The sequence below is a fragment of the Candidatus Acetothermia bacterium genome (genome assembly GCA_024653305.1).
GTDB lineage: Bacteria > Bipolaricaulota > Bipolaricaulia > Bipolaricaulales > Bipolaricaulaceae > JACIWI01.
This window is the reverse complement of record JANLFW010000023.1, coordinates 1-18295: the sequence shown is the minus strand read 5'-3', so window position 1 is coordinate 18295 and position 18295 is coordinate 1. Positions and strand designations below refer to the sequence as shown.

Genomic DNA, 18295 nt, shown 5'->3' with positions numbered 1-18295 from the left:
GCCGGGCTTGCAAAACCAGAGGATGAACCTCTTCCGCCGGGCAGTGTTCACAACCAGCTTCGCCCGACCCCGGCAGAGGACGTGCCAGCCCAAGGCAGGGGCACCCTGGCGGAAGATCGTCTCCCCGGGCGTGAAACGGATCCGGTGCACTCCTCGGACTGCCCTCCTCGAGTCGACCTTCAACGCGGAGAGAACACACACAGAAAGGCTCGGACAGGACGCACATTCGAATCGATCTGCAGGCAGTCCGGTCATCACCATCACCCCCGGCCGGGCCGTCTTGGCTCGAGGATAGCGCTCGGTTTGGCTTGGGTCAAAGCGCGGTGGGGATTCAGCTGAGCAAAACAAAAATCCAGGTGGCGACCTACTCTCCCGGGCCGTCAGGGCTCAACGCTTCCCGTACCCGGTTCCCTCCGCCCTGACGATTGGAGGCAAGGAGGGGGAAAGCTCCATCATCCGCTTTCTGACCATCGCGCAGATACACCGCCCGCCGAGCAAAGGAGACCACCATTGGGTCGTGGGTGGCCACGATCATTGTGATCCCAGCCCTGTTCAGCCGGGCGAATTCCTCCATCACACCGCGGCCGGTGGTCGAATCCACGTTCCCAGTCGGTTCATCGGCTAGGATTAGCTTGGGCTCAATCACAATGGCCCGAGCAATGGCCACCCGTTGTTCCTCTCCCCCGGAGAGCTCGCCTGGGAGATGTTCAGCCCGGCCGGCCAATCCCATCTTCTCCAGCACCGCAAGAGCTTTTCTCTTCCGCTCCCGCGGCCTAACCCCGGCGTAATGCAGAGGCAACGCCACGTTCTCCCAGGCCCGCAAGTGGGGGATCAAGTTGAAGGACTGGAATACGAACCCTATCGCCCGGCCCCGCAGGCGCGATCGCTCACGATCGGAGAGGCCCTGGACATCACAGCCAAACAGACGGATCTCACCGGTGCTAGGCTCGTCCAAGAGGCCGATTAGGTTGAGAAGGGTGGTCTTGCCCGAGCCTGACGGCCCTTGGATGACGAGGAACTCACCCTCTTCCACCCGCAGGGTGACCCCGCGCAGGGCGGGAACTTCCACTCGTCCCTTGCGATACACCTTGGACACATCCCGGATCTCGATCATCCCTGCCTCCTTCGAATGGCTTCAGCCGGAGGAATCCGACTCGCCCGCCACGCTGGCCAGAGCGAGCCCGCCAGGCCAACCCCCACAGAGAGACCGATCGCCCAGCCAGCCCAAACCACGCTGAAGAAGAGGGGCCATCCCGAGCGGAGGGCGAGCACAGTGGCAGCCCCTGCTCCCAGAGCCAGCCCCAGGACGCCTCCACCTGAGGCAAGGCCGATGCCCCCCTGCAGGAAGCTCCACAGTATCTTCATGCGCGTTGCTCCCACCGCCCGACGGATCCCCACTTCGGTTGTCCTCTGAGCCGCGTCGTACCAGACCATGCACCCAACCCCGACCACGCTTGCCACCAGGGCGCCTGCGGCCACAAGCAGGAAGATCCGCACCAGGTTGGTTTGCATCATCACCAGCTTATGGAGCTCTGTGGCTGGACCTTCGATTGCGGCTGGGGCCTTTAGCGGATGGCGCGCCGCCAGAACGTCGGAGATCTCCGCAAGCACTGCTTCGACATCATACCCTGTCCGGACTTTCACCCATATCCTGCCTTGTAGTTGGAGAAACTGCGCCGGGTGAAGTGTCTTGGCTGGTACATAAGCGAACCCGGAGAGGAAGCGAGGCTCGCCCATCGTACCCGAGCCTTCTGCGAATACCCCGATCACTTCCAACCCCTGATCCCCGCTACGGATGAATTGGCCAAGCGCACTTCCCTTCGGGAACAGGCGCTCAGCCGTGGCTGCCCCAAGGACAACGCAAGGAACCCCGTGTTCCAATTCCTCCCGGGTGAAGAAGCGACCCTCTCGGAGTGTCCCGGGGACGATGGCCTCGGCACCCGGAGGAACAGCAAACTCCATGATCGATTCCTCCCCTTCGCTGGTCTTCACGGTTCTTCGATTACGAACGATAAAAGCTGCCACCTCCACCCCTTCGATCGCCGCCACGGCGGAACAGTCGTCCTGAGTAAGGACATACGAACGAAGGAACCGTGCCAGGCCAGGCGATCGCTCCGTTTCGGTGTGGATGATGGCCACCCGGGGATCAACCGGGCCGAAGATCCGCTCGAGCTGGCTCCGGGAGCAATCGCCGAAGGCGACGATGAACAGGATTGTGCCTACTCCGACCGCCACTCCCAACCCAGCGGCCATTCGTGCTGGGGACCATTTCCAACGATGGGGCACGGTCAAAGACCGGTGAGCCAAGGCCTTGGTGGGGGATAATCTGCCCGCCCTGATCGCGGGAACAACGCCTGCTCCCGCTCCAAGTGCAGTCAGCACGAAGATCCCGCCTAGATGGGCGTAGCCAAGGCGAACGGGCACCTGTGCCAGCTTGCCCACGATTGGGGCAAGAAGGGCCGCAAGGAGGCCTCCCAAGAGTCCGCCGGTGCTCATCATGATCAACGCTTCGCCCACGAACTGACGGCGCACATGCCCACGGGTAGCGCCCGCGGCACGGCGGATCCCGATCTCCCGGGTTCGGGAAAGCACGGAAATAGAGGTAATGTTTGTCACGTTGAGCGCGCTGACAATGAGGACGAGGAGGGCTACGACCGATAATGAGGTCATGATCTGGCGCTGGGAGCGGAAGAAGATGTCGTATAAGGAGATGAGCGGTGTCACCTTCCCCCGCCCTCCCAACAACACCTGAACTTCGTCCATAGCTGCCCGGAGCTCTCCCTCCTTGGCCTGAACCCAGATCGTATCGAAGTCCGGTGAGAAGCCCAGCTTCTGGATCTCAGAAGGCGGCACGAACACGAGGAGATCGAGTCCCTCGTGAAGCTCCCGGCGTCGGTCCTTGGGGACCGGGGCGAGGACCCCGATCACCCTGAATTCCCGCTTCCTATGGATAAGGGTTTGCCCAACCGCGGCCTGGCCGTACAGAGCGGAGGCCACCTCCGCTCCCAACACCGCCACACCGGTCTCCCCTTCCTCGAAAACACGGCCGTCCTGCAAAGGGAGGTTGCGGATCGCGAAGTACCCCGGGGTCACGCCGGTGAAGATGAACACGTGCTCATCTGTGGACCAGCTAGACGTACAATCCGCTGTATTTGCCGCCGCGCCCGTCACCGTGTCCAAAGCCTGAATCGCGGCCAAATCGGTTCCATCAAACCCCTCGGGCAAAAGAGGTTCCACACGAAATAGGTTGGCACCGCTGCGCTGTACGAGGTCCTCGAGGTTCCACTCAACGCCTTCCCGCAACCCCAAGCTCAGCCACAACGCAGCCGCCCCCGCGGCTACACTGAGGAGCACTGCCACAGTCCGTACACGGAAGATCATCAGGCGATTATAGTGCTATTGCGACCTTTCGGCGGTCAGCGCCGAATTCAACATCTCCTGCAGCCAGTCCACAGGGGGAAAGGTTGACTTCACCGTTTGACCATTGAGGTTGTACGACGCCGCACCCCCAGGAATCATCTCCACGAGTCGTCCCTCGGAATCCAGAATCGCCCACGATGGAAAACCACACAGACCCATTCCCCACGCCCCCATCGCCCGATCATCCCAATCAACGAAGACGGGGAAGTCGAACCCCGCGATGTAGTCCTTAAGTTCGGTCAGCGTATCTTCGACGTATTGCCGCGCGCCTTCCTCTCCCTCGGGAAGGGACCAGGCCCAACTCTCCTTCTCCTCGTAGCGGGTGGCGCAGATGTGGGCCCAGTGAATCGTATCCGGGGAGAGGAGATGCGCCAAGCCGATGAACTGCACCCGATGCCCGAACTCCTTGTGCAACTGTTTTGTCACCTCTGTGGCGACAGCACATGGCTCACAGCCGGGGGCAAAGAAGTAGACCATGGTCACCTGGCCGCGGAACGTCCCCGACGGTGCCGGGTTGCCAGAGATGTCCGTCAGCCCCGCAAGCGGGACAGGCTTTCCGACCACGAACTTGGGGTGACGGACGGCAAACGCCATGTTCTCGGTCTGGGACGGCTCTCCGCGAGCGTGCACCTCTACAATCTGGGATAGGTAATGCCAGTTCTCCACCCGAATGCCTGGTGCTCGGCCGGCAATGTGGCCCTCTCGGTTCAACAGGAAAAGCATCCCGCGAGGGGAGTCCAAGAGTTCGTACGTAGTGCGGATCTTCCCAAACGGATCAGGGACCACAGTGACCTTCTCCCCCACGATTGCGCGGAGGTCACGGGCGAAATCTTCCGCGGTAGGTCCGGTGACAACGAGTACGATCTGGAGACCTACGAACGTCTCGGCCCAATCCCGCAATACGCGTGGGAACAAGTGGACACCTGCGGGTGCGGGTTCTTCGGGAGGCTTAAAGTGATAGACGATTGAGGGACCGTCGGCAAACTCCACTCCTGCGATGGGCGGCGCAACGTCACCTTCAGCCAGTCCTTGGCTGACGAAAACAAGCTTTCGCTGGTAATCCACACGTAGTGCCTGCTCCAACGTGAGTTTTTCGGTGCCCGTCGAAACCATCGCTCTAGAACCACACGTCGGGCAGGCAGGTCCCATACTGCGCCGTACGGCAAGCCAGAAACCGACGCCACCGATAACGGCCACGAGTACGACACCGGCAACCACTATGATAACCGCACGTTTCGATCTAATAACCACGTGCTTCGAGGACAATACGGCGGATGATCATGTTCTGCCTAGGTGGCATCAGCTTAACCGATATACGGACGCCGACAGGGGCGGCTACCCACAACAGTAGTTGCAAGTGCTGCTTTCGTAAATGCGCAAGAAGCATTCGTAGTCTGGCCAAGGCCATGGTTGGTTACACCAATACTTATTACACTTCCCTTGACAAAAGAGATCCAAGTCTGGGTTGCCTACACATGCGTTACAGGTGCAGTCCTTGTACTCGAACCAACCGATGTAAGAGCACTGCCCATAACAATAGGACTCACATACCTCGCACGTTGGCGGCGCCCACGCCACGAACTGCAATGCGGTCCCAAGGGTGCAGGCCAATAACGCCGCCACGAACAACCTCCTCCTCACCCTCGATCACCTCCTCAAAACCTTAGCCTGGCGTTCCTTGGTTGTCTATCAGCTGGCTGACAAAAAAGCGTCGGCTTTCCGACAAAGGCTTTCCGACAAAAGTTTGTCCGCCAGACGGCAAAGACCACGAAAAGGTGTACGGGGACGATTTTCCCGATCGCGAGCGACTCCGCAGGACATTCGTCACCGTAGCCGGCGCAGGCCTTCCATATCAGTCAAGATGATCGTGCCCTGTCTCAGTTGGATCAGTCTCATCCCTACAAGCTTATGTAGCTCCTCACTCGCCGTCTGGCGGCTGCATCCGAGCAGCTCGGCCAGATCTTGACGGGAAAGAGGGAGGTCGATCAAGAGGCCTTGCTCGTAGCGCACCCCGTAGTGCTTCCCCAGCTCCAAAAGCCCCCTGGCCAACCGTTCCCTGACGCCCCCGTAAGCGAAGTAGGCCAACCGATCGAGCAGCATGTGCCGATCCCGGACAAGCCGGCAGCCCACCTCCACGGCCAGTTCGGGCTGGCGCTTGAGGAGCCCCAGCGCCGACTTATGGGGGATGAAGCTGACCACGGCTCCATCCACCGCCACCGCAGACACTACGTGTTCCTCGGAAAGCGCCCCTTCAAGGAGATCCCCGGGCCCACAAAAACGGATGAGGAGCCTCTTCCCTGATGGCGTCCTGAACACGAGCTTTGCATACCCCCGGCACAGGACGTACAGACCGGGTACTGGGACTCCTTGTTGGAAGATCGTTTCTCCAGGCGCGAAACGGATCCGGTGCAATTCTCGGGCTGCCCTCTTAAGGTCGGTCTTCAGCGCGGAGAGGACACAAACGGGAAGGTTTGAACAGGACACACACGCAGCGCGATCCTCCGGCGGTCCGGTCATCACCATCACCCCCGGCCGAGCCGTCTCGAGCCGAGGATAGCGGGCGGTTTAGCTTGGGTCAAAGCGCGGTGGGGATTCAGCTGGGCAAAATAAAAATCCAGGCGGCGACCTACTCTCCCGGGCCGTCGCCAGCCCAGTACCATCGGCGCAGGAGGGCTTAACTGCCGGGTTCGGGATGGAACCGGGTGTTTCCCCTCCGCCATCTGCCGCCTGGAATCCCTCGGTCCTGAAAAGTGAATAGAGCATCCGCTACGCAAGCCAATCGGGCTATTAGTACCGCTCGGCTCCACCCGTTACCGGGCTTCCACCTGCGGCCTATCAACCTCCTAGTCTCGGAGGGCCCTGATGGGGAGGCCTCATCTTGGGGTCGGCTTCGAGCTTAGATGCCTTCAGCTCTTATCCGGTCCGGGCTTAGTTACCCAGCTATGCCCCTGGCGAGACAACTGGTGCGCCAGCGGCCCAGCCGCTCCGGTCCTCTCGTACTGAGAGCGGACCCCCTCAAGCCTCCTACGCCCACGGTAGATAGGGACCAACCTGTCTCACGACGGTTTGAACCCAGCTCATGAACCCCTTTAACGGGCGAACAGACCGACCCTTGGGACCTGATGCAGCCCCAGGATGGGGTGAGCCGACATCGAGGTGCCGAACACCGCCGTCGATGTGAACTCTCGGGCGGTACTAGCCTGTTATCCCCGGGGTAACTTTTGTCCGCTGATCACTGGCCCTCCCACGAAGAGCCAGTGGGTCACTAGGACCGGCTTTCGCCTCTGCTCGGCTTGTAGGCCTCGCAGTCAAGCCCCCTTCTGCCCTTGCACTCAACGGCTGATCGCTAACCAGCCTGAGGGGACCTTTGTACGCCTCCGTTACTGTTTAGGAGGCTGCCGCCCCAGCAAAACTGCCCGCCTAGCGCGGTCCCAAGGCCGCTGCTAACGGCCTCCGGTTAGGACCTCAGCAGCCACAGGGTGGTATTCCAAGGGTGGCTCCACCCGAGCTAGCGCCCGGGCTTCGCAGCCTCCCACCTATCCTCTACAGCGGATACCGAGATCCAACACCAAGCTGCAGTAAAGCTCCACGGGGTCTTTCTGTCCCACCGCGGGTCACGGGAATCTTCACCCGTGCTTCGAGTTCACCGAGCCCCTCGTCAAGACAGCGCTCAAGTCGTTGTTCCGTTCATGCGCGTCGGAACTTACCCGACAAGGAATTTCGCTACCTTAGGACCGTTATAGTTACGGCCGGCCTTCACCGGGGCTTCAGTTCGGAGCTTGCACCCCTCCCCTTGACTTACCGGCAGTGGCCAGGTTTCAGCCCCTATACGTCCCCTTTCGGGTTGGCAGGGACCTGTGTTTTTGGTAGACAGTCGCTTGAGCCGTTTCTCTGCGGCCTGCCAAGCCATCGGGTTTCCCCGACAACCCAACAGGCGCCCCTTGTCCCGAAGTTACGGGGCCATTTTGCCGAGTTCCTTGACGAGGGTTAGCTCGCCCACCTGTGGATGCTCTCCTCGCCCACCAGTGTCGGTTTGCGGTACGGACTCCGGACCAGCTGGCTAGAGGCTTTTCTCGGCCGCTGAACCTTTCCCCCTCCGCCCCTTGCGGGGCTTGCCATCACGCCTCGCCTGTTCGCCCCGCCCCACCCGAAGGTGGGACAAGACGGTTGCGAGGAAGCGGATTTACCTACCCCCTCTGGCTTGGCGCTTGGACAGACGTAGCCGTCAACCTGCGGGGAAGCTCCAACGGCGTCCCCCCTTCGCTCATAACGCGGGTCCGGAGGGGCCGGAATGTTGACCGGCTGTCCATCGCCTACGCCTTTCGGCTTTGGCTAAGGCCCGCCTAACCCTGGGTGGATAAGCCTTCCCCAGGAAACCTTGGGCATTCGGTGGATGGGATTCTCACCCATCTCTCGCTACTCAAGCCGGCATTCTCTCTTCCGCTTCGTCCACCGGGTCTCGCGGCCCGGCTTCAACCTACCGCGGAATGCTCCCCTACCGCGGGGCGTTGCCGCCCCACCCACAGCTTCGGCACCAGGCTTAGTCCCGGTACATCTTCGGCGCGCGGTCGCTAGACTGGTGAGCTATTACGCACTCTTTAAAGGATGGCTGCTTCTAAGCCAACCTCCCAGCTGTTTGAGCGACCACACCGCCTTCCTCACTGAGCCTGGATTTTGGGGCCTTAGCTGGTGGTCTGCGTTGTTTCGCTCTCGACAACGGAGGTTATCCCCCGCCGTCTCACTCCCACGGAACGGCGCGCCGGTATTCGGAGTTTGATTGGGGTCGGAGGTTGCCCCCCTTCCCCAGCCAGTACTCTACCCCCAGCCGCCTCTGACGTGAGGCTGACCCTAGAGCCATTTCGGGGAGAACCAGATATCACCAGGTGCGATTGGCCTTTCACCCCTACCCACAGGTCATCCCATGGCGTTGCACGACCAACGGGTTCGGGCCTCCGTGCGCGGTCAAGCGCACTTCACCCTGCCCATGGGTAGATCACCTGGCTTCGGGTCTGTACCCCGTGACTGGGCGCCCTGTTCGGACTCGCTTTCGCTACGGCTCCGCCCCAAAGGGGCTTAACCTCGCCACGGAGCACAACTCGCCGGCTCATACTGCAAAAGGCACGCGGTCACCGTTCCCTGGCCGCCCGAAGGCGGCCCGTTCCCGGCTCCCACTGCACTGTAGGCGGACGGTTTCACGTTCTATTTCACTCCCCTCCCGGGGTGCTTTTCACCTTTCCCTCGCGGTACTGATCCACTATCGGTCAGTCGGTAGTGTTTAGCCTTGGAGGGTGGTCCCCCCAGCTTCGCGCCGGATTTCACGTGTCCGACACTACTCGGGATGATGACCAGGGAGGGCCTTCCCTTTCGCCTACGGGACTATCACCCCCTCCGGTCGCCCTTTCCAGTGGCTTTGCTGGCTGTTCGGCTAGAGAAAACCTTGGTAACTCCCCGAGGCCTCCACAGCGGCCTCCGTCATCATCCCACAACCCCACGCGGACAACGGCTGTGACCTATGCGTCCGCGTGGTTTGGGCTCCTCCCCGTTCGCTCGCCGCTACTAGGGGAATCTCAGAGGCACCCCAGAAAATCTTGCGATTTTCTGGGGACCCCGATGTTGATTTCTTTTCCTCCCGCTACTGAGATGTTTCACTTCGCGGGGTTCGCCCCCGACGCCTACTTCTGGATTTCGGCGTCGGGTACCATGCCTCAACGGCATGGTGGGTTTCCCCATTCGGGCATCCCCGGATCATAGCCTGCTCAGCGACTCCCCGAGGCTTATCGCAGCTAGCCGCGCCCTTCATCGCCTCCGACTGCCTAGGGATCCCCCGTCCGCCCTTACCATGCTTGCGTAGCAGACGCTCTATTCACTTTTCAAGGACCGAAGACCGCATCGACTGTGCTCATCGATTATACCCCTTCCCTTGGACTATGCAAGGGGCTAAGGGCTCGGCCATTATACCCCGGGCGCCGACGGGTGCAAGGGCGGCCACGGGCGGACCTTCCGGTCCGACCACAATCCCTCCAGATCGTAGAACGCCCGCGCCTCCTTGTGAAAGAGATGGACCACGAAGCCCCCGTAGTCGAGGAGCACCCACCGCCCCTCGCCCATTCCCTCGGCGTGCTGGGGGGCGATGGGCATCTTCGCCAGAAGCTCCTCGGCCATGGCCCGGACATGGACTGGGTTTTCCCCGTCGGCGATGAGGAAGAAGCTCGTGGGGATGGAAGCCTCGCGCAGGTCCACCACCACCAGGCGTTCCCCCTTCTTCCCCTCGATGAGCTCGGCCGCCCGCCGCAGGAGCTCGCCCTCAGGACCGAACATCGAACCCTGCCCCAAGAATCAGGATCAAGTCCGTGTCCTCGGGCCACCCGCCCAGCCGCTCCACTCCGAACTCACCCTCCACCACCGCCTCCACCCCCGGGGGCAGGAGGTCAAGGAGCATCCTAGCCTTGGCCTGTGTCTCCTCCCGGTAGATGAGGTAGGTGCGCGGGTAATTGTACCGATCGGCGTTGCTCATATCGGTGACGTAGAACCCCCGCTCGAGCAACCAAGCCCCCGTCTTGCGGGCGAGGAACTTCACCCCGGCCCCGTTCAGGACCAACACCCGCACCTCATCCCGGGTCAGGAAGTGCTCCCCCGCGGCCACCGCCCGAACCAGCTTGTGCACGCGCACCAGGTCGGGGACGGCCTCCCCTTGCCCCCCTGCCCGGGGGAGGACCGGGGCCGCGGCAAGCACCACCGGCCCCGCCTGCCGCAGGTGCTTGGCAAGGTCCAGCCCCTCCCACACCGAGAGGTCCGTGCGCACCGCCTCCCGCCCCACCTGCACCACCTCCCGCCACCGCGACCAGGAGAGGCCCCGCAGCCGGTCCCACAGGGCCTGGAGGAACACGTGCTGGCGGGCGATCCGCCCCAGCTCATCGCCTTCCTGGTACCGCACGTACTCCAGCGCCTTCGCCCCGCTCAGGTTCTGCAGCCCAGCTGGAACGTCGATGAACAGGTCCTGTGACCAGTCCATGTACACCAGGCGGGTCTCGACCGCGACCTCGACCCCCCCCACGAGATCCACCAGCTTCTGGAACCCAGCGAAGTCCACCTCCACCCAGTGGTCGATGGGGAGCTCAAGGAGGCCGGCCACCCGTCGGCGCAGGCCATCCACCCCCTCGGCGGCGTACAACGCGTAGAGGGGACGCCACCCCGCCGGGGTGGGGCAGGCGAGGTGCCGCGGGATCGAGACCCACACCGTCCGGCCACCCGGGAACAACCCGGCCACGGCGATGAGGTCCGCCTGGGGCGCCCCGTGCCTCGCATTGTCCACCCCCACCACCAGCACGTACACCGGCTCCCCCCGCCGCAGCGCCCGCTCCACATCGGTTCGGGAATACAGGAAGAACAGGGCCACCGCCACCCCGATCAACACAAGGCCAATGCTGATACCGACCCGACGCATGTCCAACATGAGGTTAGCCCGTCCCGGGTGGGTACGTCAAACCGGGGTTGACAGCGGGGGCGGGTTGGATACCCTTCACTCCGTGAGGAATCCTGATCCCTACGTGGCTTTGGCCCGATCGAGCATCGTCGCCTACGTGCGGGATCGCCGCCGGTTCTCGCCCCCGCCAGACCTGGCGCCGGAGCTCCTCGCCCGGCAGGCGGGGGCGTTCGTGTCCCTGAAGAAGCGGGGGGAGCTCCGCGGCTGCATCGGGACCTACCTTCCCACCGAGCCCAACTTGGCCGAGGAGATCATCGAGAACGCGATCCGCGCGGCCACCGCCGATCCTAGGTTCCCCCCGGTGCAGCCGGAGGAACTGCCGGAGCTCGACGTGTCGGTGGACGTCCTGTCCCCGCCCGAGCCGTGCACCGCGAGGGACCTCGACCCCAAGCGGTACGGGGTGATCGTGGAGAGCGGGTGGCGGCGGGGGCTACTCCTCCCCGACCTCCCCGGGGTGGACACGGTGGAGGAGCAGCTCTGGATTGCCAAGCTCAAGGCCGGCCTGCCCCCGGACGCGCCATGCCAGCTGTACCGGTTCACCGTGGAACGGCACACGGAATCCAGCCAGACGAACGGGTTCTCTAGTTAGCGCTTCACATTTTCTTCACCTTGTTCCCGTGCTTCAGGGGATGCTCAACCCGAACATGTTCAATCCAGAGTCAGCCCCGGATCTAAGGGCCGCCGAGCTCAGGTTCGTGTGCAGCGAGCCGTTCTCCATCCATATCGAGGAGCCAAGGGCTGCGTGAATCGTTACGAAAATACTGGGCAAGCTCCCCTCCTGAAGGTAAACTCTAGGTATCGACCCCAGGGGACTGTGTTCCTGGGCAACATTTTGATGGAACCGGGGCGCCGTGCAGAATGAAGGTCTTTGTCCATTCCTTGGGTTGCCGCGTGAACCAGTACGAAGCCCAGCTCCTCCAGGAGAAGCTGGCCGATCTCCCCTACGCGGGTGAGCTGCACGTGGTGAACACGTGTACCGTCACCTCTCTCGCCGACCGCAAAGCGCGCCAGCGCGTACGTCGGCTCAAGCGGGAGCATCCCCAGGCCCTCGTGGTCGCCGTGGGGTGCGGGGCGGACGGGGCCGGGGCACGCCTCCGTGCCGCCGGGGCCGACCTCGTGGTGGGCAACCGGGACAAGGCCCGGCTGCGCTCGTGGATCGAGGCCTTCCTGCAAGGTCGGCCGCCCCCCGACGGGGGCTGGATCCCCATGGACGAGGAGCGGGTGGTGGGGCCTGCGGAACGGGCGCGGGCCCTGCTCAAGGTCCAGGACGGCTGCACGGTGGGCTGCGCGTTCTGCCGCACGTGGCAGGTGCGGGGCCCGCTGCGCAGCAAGACCCCGGCCGTGGCCCGGGATGAGGCGGCGGCCCTCGCCCGCGCCGGCCATCGGGAGATCGTCATCGTGGGCATCAACCTCGCCCAGTACGGCCAGGACCTGCCCAATCGGCCGTCCCTCGTCGACCTCCTGCGGGAACTCCTCCAGGTGGACGGGGTCCGGTTCCGCCTCAGTTCCCTCAACCCAGAGGGGGTGTCGGGCGAGCTCGTCGCCCTGTTCGCCCGGGAACCGCGGCTGTGCCCGTACCTCCACCTGCCCCTGCAATCCGGCGACGACCGGGCCCTCCAGCGGATGGGGCGGGCGTACACCGCGGCCGAGTACCGGGAGCGGGCCCAGACGTTTCTCGCTGCCGTGCCCCGGGCGACGTTGGGCGCGGACGTGATGGTCGGGTTCCCCGGGGAGGACGATGCCGCGTTCCGGCGCACGGCGGAGCTCCTCGCCGACCTTGAGCCCCTGAACGTCCACATCTTCCGGTTCTCCCCTCGGCCGGGGACCCCGGCGGCGGGGTTACGCCCGCCGGTGCCAGCGGAGGTGGCGGCGCAACGGGCGGCGGAGCTCGCCGATCTCGCCGCCGGCTGGTCGCGGGCGGCGCGGCGCCGGTTCCTGGGCGAGGTGCTCCAGGTCCTGGTAGAGGAAGAGGACAGGGGCCTCCTGTGGGGCCACGCCGAGAACTACCTGTGGGTAGGGGTGCGGGGCGCCCGGACGGCGCCGCGGGGTACAATGGTGGCGACGCGCCTCGTCCAGGTGGACGAGGGGCACATGTTGGGGGTGATGATCGATCGGTAGGAAGACGAGCGAGATTGCTCTGGGCAGTTATGACGTGGCGGTAGGGGTGCTCGGCCAGTACAACCGCAACCTGCGGCTGATCAGCCAGGCGTTCACCGACGCCCGCATCGTGGCCCGCGGGGACCGGGTGCAGATCGAAGGCGAGGAGAAAGAGGTCGGCCAGCTCGAGCGCTTGTTCGGCAAGCTCGTGGAGGTGGCGCAGGGGAAGCACACCCCAACCCCGGACGAGGTCCGGTACCTGATCGCTCAGGTCCGAGACGGGGAGGACCTGGCCGGGGTCCTGACGGACGTGGTCCAGGTCACCCACTGGGGGGAGGCGATCCGTCCCAAGACGGCCGGCCAGCGCCAATACGTGGAGGCGATCCGGGACAACGACGTGGTGTTCGCCATCGGTCCCGCCGGGACCGGGAAGACGTACCTCGCGGTGGCGTTGGCCCTGAACGCGCTCCAGCGAGGGCAGATCAAGCGCATCGTCCTCACCCGACCCGCGGTGGAAGCCGGGGAACAGCTCGGGTTCCTGCCCGGGGACATCTTCCAGAAGGTGAACCCATACCTGCGCCCGCTGTACGACGCGATCTACGACATGATCCCGGCCTCCGAGCTTGACAAGTACATCCAGACCGGGCGGGTGGAGATCGCGCCGCTCGCGTTCATGCGCGGGCGGACCCTGAACCACGCGTTCGTGATCCTGGATGAGGCCCAGAACACCACCCACACCCAGATGAAGATGTTCCTCACCCGGCTTGGGTTCGGGTCCAAGGCGGTGGTGACCGGTGACATCACCCAGGTCGACCTGGAGGGACGCCCATCGGGGTTGGCGGAGGTGCAGCACATCTTGGCCGGGATCCCCGGGATCGTCATCGTGCATCTCGATCGCCGGGACGTGGTCCGGCACCCGTTGGTGAAGGCGATCATCGAGGCTTATGAGCGCAGCGAGAAGGCGTAGGGTCAAGCCGCAGAAACGGATTCCTAACCTGGGGCGCTTGCCGTGGCCGGAGTGGGTGGCCTCCCTTCTCGTCGCCGCGGCCGCCTCGGCGTGGTCGTGGCGGGGAGGACCGGCCCTCACCCCGTGGCCCAAGCTCGCGGCGGGGATGCTGGGCATCCTGGGCCCGGCCGTGGCCCTCGCCTGGGCAGCCCCGCCGAGGGAACGGCGGCTGGGGCTGGGCGTGATCGCCCTCGGGGCCCTCTTGTCCCGGGTCGGTTCCATCGGTTCCCCCTACCTCCTCCCGTGGGGGGTCACCGCCGGGCTGGCCGCCTTGTTCCAGTCCAAATCCACAGCGATGCTCCTGTTGCTCCCCCTCCTCGGGTGGGCTGGACCGATGGTGGGCGGGAACCCGCTCCTGTCCGCGCTGTTGGGTGGGGTGACGATGGCCCTGTTCGCCGAGCAGGCCCGCCGGGGCCGGGACCTCCTCCTGTCCGGGGCCCTGGCCGGTGTGGCCGGGGGGCTGGGGGCCTTCGCCCTGTGGCCGGGGTCCGGGGTGTTCGGGGTAGGGGCAGCGTTCCTGTCCGGGCTCGCCTCGGCGGTGATCGTGTGGACCCTTCTTCCGCTCGTGGAGCGCACGGTGGACCGGACCAGCCGCCTTACCCTGGCCGAGCTTCTAAGTCCATCTCATCCTCTGCTGGAGCGCCTGCGGGCCGAGGCCCCGGGCACCTACTACCACGCCCGGGACGTGTCCGCGCTCTCCGAAGCCGGGGCGCGGGCGGTGGGGGCGGATCCGCTGCTCGCGGCGGTGGGGGGCCTGTACCACGACATCGGCAAGCTCCTCCGCCCCCAGTTCTTCGGCGAGAACCAAAACGGGACCAACCCCCACGACGAGCTCCCGCCGTCGATGTCCAAGGTCATCCTCGCCTCCCACGTCAAGGACGGGGTGGAGCTCGGCCGCCACTACGGCCTGCGCGGGGACGTGCTCAAGTTCGCGGCCACCCACCACGGCACCACCGTGATGCGCTCCCTTTCCCAGCGGGGAGCTGGCCAGGGCCTGACCGAGGACGAGTTCCGCTACGATTCCCCGCTGCCGGACACCAAGGAAACGGCGGTGGTGATGCTCGCCGACTCGGTGGAGGCGTACTCGCGGGGGCGGGACCGGGAGGATTTGGCCGAGGTGGTGGATCAGGTGATCGAGGACCGGCGGCGCGATGGGCAGCTCGACCGAGCCCCTCTCACCATGGCCGACTTGGCGCAGCTGCGACGCGCGTTCACCGAGGCCCTCCAAGGGATGGCCCACCGGCGGGTACAGGGGTACCCTCTGCCGAGGTGAGCGGGCATGGCCGACCTGGAGGAGGTCCAACGGCGGATCGAACAGCTGCGGACGGACATCCGCAGGTACGACTACCACTACTACGTCCTCGACCAGCCCCTGATCTCCGACGCCGAGTACGACCGCCTGTTCCGCGAGCTCCAAGAACTTGAGGAGCGTTACCCCCAGTTCGTGACCCCGGACTCCCCCACCCAGCGGGCGGGGGCCCCTCCGGCGGAGGAGTTCGGGTCCGTCGAACACCACATCCCCATGCTCTCCTTGCAGAACTGCTTCAGCGAAGACGAGCTCGCCGAGTGGGCGGACCGGGGGCGGCGCCTGCTGGGCCCGGCCGAGGTCGAGTACGTGTGCGAGCCAAAGCTGGATGGGCTCTCGGTGGAGCTCGTGTACATGGACGGGGCCTTCACCGTGGGCTCGACCCGCGGCGACGGCCGGGTGGGGGAAGACGTGACCCGCAACCTGCGCACGATCAAACAGGTCCCATTGCGCCTGTTCTCTCCGGACGGCCCTCCCCCGCGCCTCCTCGAGGTCCGCGGCGAGGTGTACATGGAGAAGGAGGCGTTCCGGCGTCTGAACCGAGAACGGGAGAAACAGGGCGAGCCCCTGTTCGCCAACCCCAGGAATGCCGCGGCGGGGAGCCTCAGGCAGCTCGACCCGAGCGTGACCGCGGGGCGCCCCTTGAAGCTCTTCTGCTACCACGTGGGCCGGGCCGAAGGGATCGAGATCCGTAGTCAGTCCGAGCTCCTGACCGTGTTCCCCAAGCTCGGGCTCCCGGTGAACCCGATCTGGAAGCTCTGTCGGTCGCTTCCCGAGGTGATCGCCTTCTACCACGAGCTCCTCCGGGGGCGGGACCGCCTCCCCTATGAGTCGGACGGGATGGTGGTGAAGGTGAACGACTTCGCCCAGCGGGAGGTCCTCGGGGAGGTGTCCCGCGCCCCCCGGTGGGCGATCGCGTTCAAGTTCCCGGCCGAGGAGGCCACGACCCGGGTGCGGGACATCGTGGTCCAGGTGGGCCGCACCGGCGCCCTGACCCCGGTGGCCCTGCTCGCCCCGGTGGAGCTCTCCGGGGCCACCGTGTCCCGGGCCACCCTGCACAACGAGGAGGAGGTACGGCGCAAGGACGTGCGGATCGGGGACTGGGTGCTGGTGCGCCGGGCAGGGGAGGTGATCCCCGAGGTGATCAAGTCCATCCCCGAACGGCGCACAGGGGAGGAGCGGGAATTCACGATGCCCGACCGATGTCCGGCCTGCGGGGGGCCGGTGGAGCGCCCCCCCGGCGAGGTCGCCCACCGCTGCGAGAACGTGTCCTGTCCAGCCCGGATTAAGGAATCCATCCGCCATTTCGCCTGGCGCCGGGCGGCGGACATCCAGGGCCTGGGCGAGAAGCTGGTGGACCGCCTGGTGGAGTCCGGGCTCGTGCGGCGCGTGTCCGACATCTACCGCCTCCGTAAAGAGGACCTGGTTGCCCTGGAGCGGATGGGCGAGAAATCCGCCCAGAACTTGCTCGACCAGATCGACCGCTCGAAGGGGATGCCGCTTGCACGGCTGATCTTCGCCCTGGGGATCCGCTACGTCGGCGAGCACCTCGCGGAGGTGCTCGCCGAGCACTTCGGATCCCTGGACGCGCTGGCCCGGGCCACGTACGGCGAGCTTCTCGCGGTGCCCGAGGTCGGGCCGCGCATCGCCCAGAGCGTGGTCGACTTCTTCAGGAACCCCGACAACCGGCGGCTGATCGAGGAGCTGCGGGCGGCCGGGGTGGCCGTGGAGGCGGGGCGGCCGGTGGAGGGCCCCTTGTCCGGGAAGACGTTCGTGTTCACCGGGGCCCTGGCCGGGCTGACCCGGGACGAGGCGGTGAAGCTGGTGGAGGCCCTGGGGGGAAAGGTGTCCGGGTCCGTGTCGCGGAAGGTGGACTACGTGGTGGTGGGGGCGGATCCTGGGAGCAAGCTCGCCCGGGCCCAAGAGCTGGGGATTCCCGTGCTCACCGAGGAGGAGTTCCGAAAGCTTGTGGGCCGCTAGGCCTCGGTGATGAGCCGGCGGTAGAACTCCAGGGCTTTCTCCCCCCACGCCTCCTTGAGGCGCCTCAACGCCCGCTCTTCGAGCTGGCGAGCCCGTTCGCGGCTGACCCCGAGAGCCTCACCGATCTCGGCCAGGGCCTGAGGTCTCGCCCCCTCGAGGCCGTAGCGGAGGCGCAGGATCTGGGCGTCCCGGGGCGGGAGCCTCCCCACCATCTCCAGGAGCTCCTCGCGGAACAGCTCCTCCAGGGCGGCCCGTTCCGGGGAGGGCATGCTCGTGTCGGGGATGAGCTCCTCGAGCGCCTCCCCACCCTCTTCCTCCGCCACCGGGAGGTCGAGGGAGATCACGTCGGCCACGGTGCGTTCCGCTTGGCGCACCCGGTCCAGGGTCATCCCCGGAGCGAGGATGAGATCGGCCCATTCCTCGATCCCCTCGGCACCGAAGCTCGCCTTGAGCCGCTGCAAGCGGACGATGGCCCGGAACAGGTGCACCGGGATCCGGATCATCTGGGAGTGGCGCTCGATGGCCGCCCCGATCGCCTGGCGGATCCACCATCGGGCGTAGGTGGAGAACCGGAAGCCCCGTTCGGGGTCGAACCGGTCCGCCGCCTCGATCAGGCCTAGGTTCCCCTCCTGGATGAGGTCGAGGAGGTCGAGGCCGGTCTCGCCGTACTCGCGGGCCACCGACACCACCAGGCGCAGGTGGGAGACGATGAGGCGTTCCCGAGCAGCCCGGTCGCCACAGCGCATGCGACGGGCGAGGTCCTGCTCCTCGGACTCCGTGAGGAGGGGGATGCGGGTCACCTCCGAAAGATAGAGCCTGAGGACATCCAGCTCGTCCTGGTCCGGAAACGTCAGCCCTTCCTGCACCTCGTCCATGGCGTGTCGGCCGGAGTGTACCCGTGTCGCCATGGCGATCCAAGGTGCAATGGGCCAAAAGATCGTTACCACCCCTGAGGGCCCAGTCGGCACTGATCCGATCCAGCACCAGGGGCGGGAACAGGGCG

12 protein-coding genes and 2 rRNA genes are annotated in these 18295 nt (G+C 65.2%); 5 read left to right on the top strand and 9 right to left on the bottom strand.

Features of this window, described 5'->3' with window-relative positions:
• Nucleotides 1–364 precede the first annotated feature (364 nt).
• From NUV94_07485 to NUV94_07450, 8 genes are all read right to left on the bottom strand, one after another.
• Nucleotides 365–1114, bottom strand: coding sequence for an ABC transporter ATP-binding protein (locus NUV94_07485; GenBank protein ID MCR4392580.1), 750 nt, complete (start codon nt 1112–1114; stop codon nt 365–367).
• Complete coding sequence (locus NUV94_07480; protein ID MCR4392579.1) at nt 1111–3381, bottom strand: ABC transporter permease; 2271 nt, start codon at nt 3379–3381, stop codon at nt 1111–1113. Before NUV94_07480 ends, NUV94_07485 begins: the two co-directional genes overlap by 4 nt.
• Before the next feature lie 15 nt (nt 3382–3396).
• Nucleotides 3397–4533, bottom strand: a complete 1137-nt coding sequence (locus NUV94_07475) for a TlpA family protein disulfide reductase (protein ID MCR4392578.1) — start codon at nt 4531–4533, stop codon at nt 3397–3399.
• A gap of 711 nt (nt 4534–5244) precedes the next feature.
• Nucleotides 5245–5937 (bottom strand): Crp/Fnr family transcriptional regulator, encoded by a 693-nt coding sequence (locus NUV94_07470; GenBank protein MCR4392577.1) that lies wholly within the window; start codon nt 5935–5937, stop codon nt 5245–5247.
• A 96-nt stretch (nt 5938–6033) separates the two neighbouring features.
• Nucleotides 6034–6151: ribosomal RNA gene (gene rrf / locus NUV94_07465) — 5S ribosomal RNA — on the bottom strand.
• Between the two features lie 35 nt (nt 6152–6186).
• A 23S ribosomal RNA gene (locus NUV94_07460) occupies nt 6187–9269 on the bottom strand.
• Nucleotides 9270–9372: 103 nt separating this feature from the next.
• Nucleotides 9373–9738: a ribosome silencing factor gene (gene rsfS, locus NUV94_07455; GenBank protein ID MCR4392576.1), complete on the bottom strand. Its 366-nt coding sequence runs from the start codon at nt 9736–9738 to the stop codon at nt 9373–9375.
• Nucleotides 9725–10873, bottom strand: a complete 1149-nt coding sequence (locus tag NUV94_07450) for an LCP family protein (protein ID MCR4392575.1) — start codon at nt 10871–10873, stop codon at nt 9725–9727. Before NUV94_07450 ends, rsfS begins: the two co-directional genes overlap by 14 nt.
• Before the next feature lie 73 nt (nt 10874–10946).
• On the opposite strand from NUV94_07450, the gene amrA reads away from it, so the two are divergent.
• The 5 genes from amrA (at nt 10947) to ligA (ending at nt 17292) form a co-directional block, all read left to right on the top strand.
• Nucleotides 10947–11492 carry an AmmeMemoRadiSam system protein A gene (gene amrA / locus NUV94_07445; GenBank protein MCR4392574.1) on the top strand — a complete coding sequence of 182 codons (546 nt, stop codon included), beginning with the start codon at nt 10947–10949 and terminating at the stop codon, nt 11490–11492.
• Nucleotides 11493–11761: 269 nt separating this feature from the next.
• Nucleotides 11762–13021, top strand: coding sequence for a MiaB/RimO family radical SAM methylthiotransferase (locus NUV94_07440; GenBank protein MCR4392573.1), 1260 nt, complete (start codon nt 11762–11764; stop codon nt 13019–13021).
• Between the two features lie 34 nt (nt 13022–13055).
• Entirely contained in the window at nt 13056–13967 is a 912-nt protein-coding gene (locus NUV94_07435; protein ID MCR4392572.1) for a PhoH family protein, read from the top strand.
• Between the two features lie 37 nt (nt 13968–14004).
• Entirely contained in the window at nt 14005–15279 is a 1275-nt protein-coding gene (locus NUV94_07430) for an HDIG domain-containing protein (GenBank protein MCR4392571.1), read from the top strand.
• Nucleotides 15280–15285: 6 nt separating this feature from the next.
• On the top strand, nt 15286–17292 hold the full coding sequence (gene ligA, locus NUV94_07425) for an NAD-dependent DNA ligase LigA (GenBank protein MCR4392570.1): 2007 nt from the start codon (nt 15286–15288) through the stop codon (nt 17290–17292).
• Here the strand turns inward: ligA and NUV94_07420 are convergent.
• On the bottom strand, nt 17289–18200 hold the full coding sequence (locus NUV94_07420; protein MCR4392569.1) for an RNA polymerase sigma factor RpoD/SigA: 912 nt from the start codon (nt 18198–18200) through the stop codon (nt 17289–17291). The two genes, ligA and NUV94_07420, sit on opposite strands and share 4 nt — an antisense overlap.
• Nucleotides 18201–18295: the final 95 nt, after the last annotated feature.

Excerpts from the sequence above, each read along its gene's own strand:
- NUV94_07485 (MCR4392580.1), bottom strand. The coding sequence starts at position 1,114 with ATGATCGAGATCCGGGATGTGTCCAAGGTGTATCGCAAGGGACGAGTG.
- NUV94_07480 (MCR4392579.1), bottom strand. The coding sequence starts at position 3,381 with ATGATCTTCCGTGTACGGACTGTGGCAGTGCTCCTCAGTGTAGCCGCG.
- NUV94_07475 (MCR4392578.1), bottom strand. The coding sequence starts at position 4,533 with ATGGTTTCGACGGGCACCGAAAAACTCACGTTGGAGCAGGCACTACGT.
- NUV94_07470 (MCR4392577.1), bottom strand. The coding sequence starts at position 5,937 with ATGACCGGACCGCCGGAGGATCGCGCTGCGTGTGTGTCCTGTTCAAAC.
- rsfS (MCR4392576.1), bottom strand. The coding sequence starts at position 9,738 with ATGTTCGGTCCTGAGGGCGAGCTCCTGCGGCGGGCGGCCGAGCTCATC.
- NUV94_07450 (MCR4392575.1), bottom strand. The coding sequence starts at position 10,873 with ATGTTGGACATGCGTCGGGTCGGTATCAGCATTGGCCTTGTGTTGATC.
- NUV94_07440 (MCR4392573.1), top strand. The coding sequence starts at position 11,762 with ATGAAGGTCTTTGTCCATTCCTTGGGTTGCCGCGTGAACCAGTACGAA.
- ligA (MCR4392570.1), top strand. The coding sequence starts at position 15,286 with ATGGCCGACCTGGAGGAGGTCCAACGGCGGATCGAACAGCTGCGGACG.
- NUV94_07420 (MCR4392569.1), bottom strand. The coding sequence starts at position 18,200 with ATGGCGACACGGGTACACTCCGGCCGACACGCCATGGACGAGGTGCAG.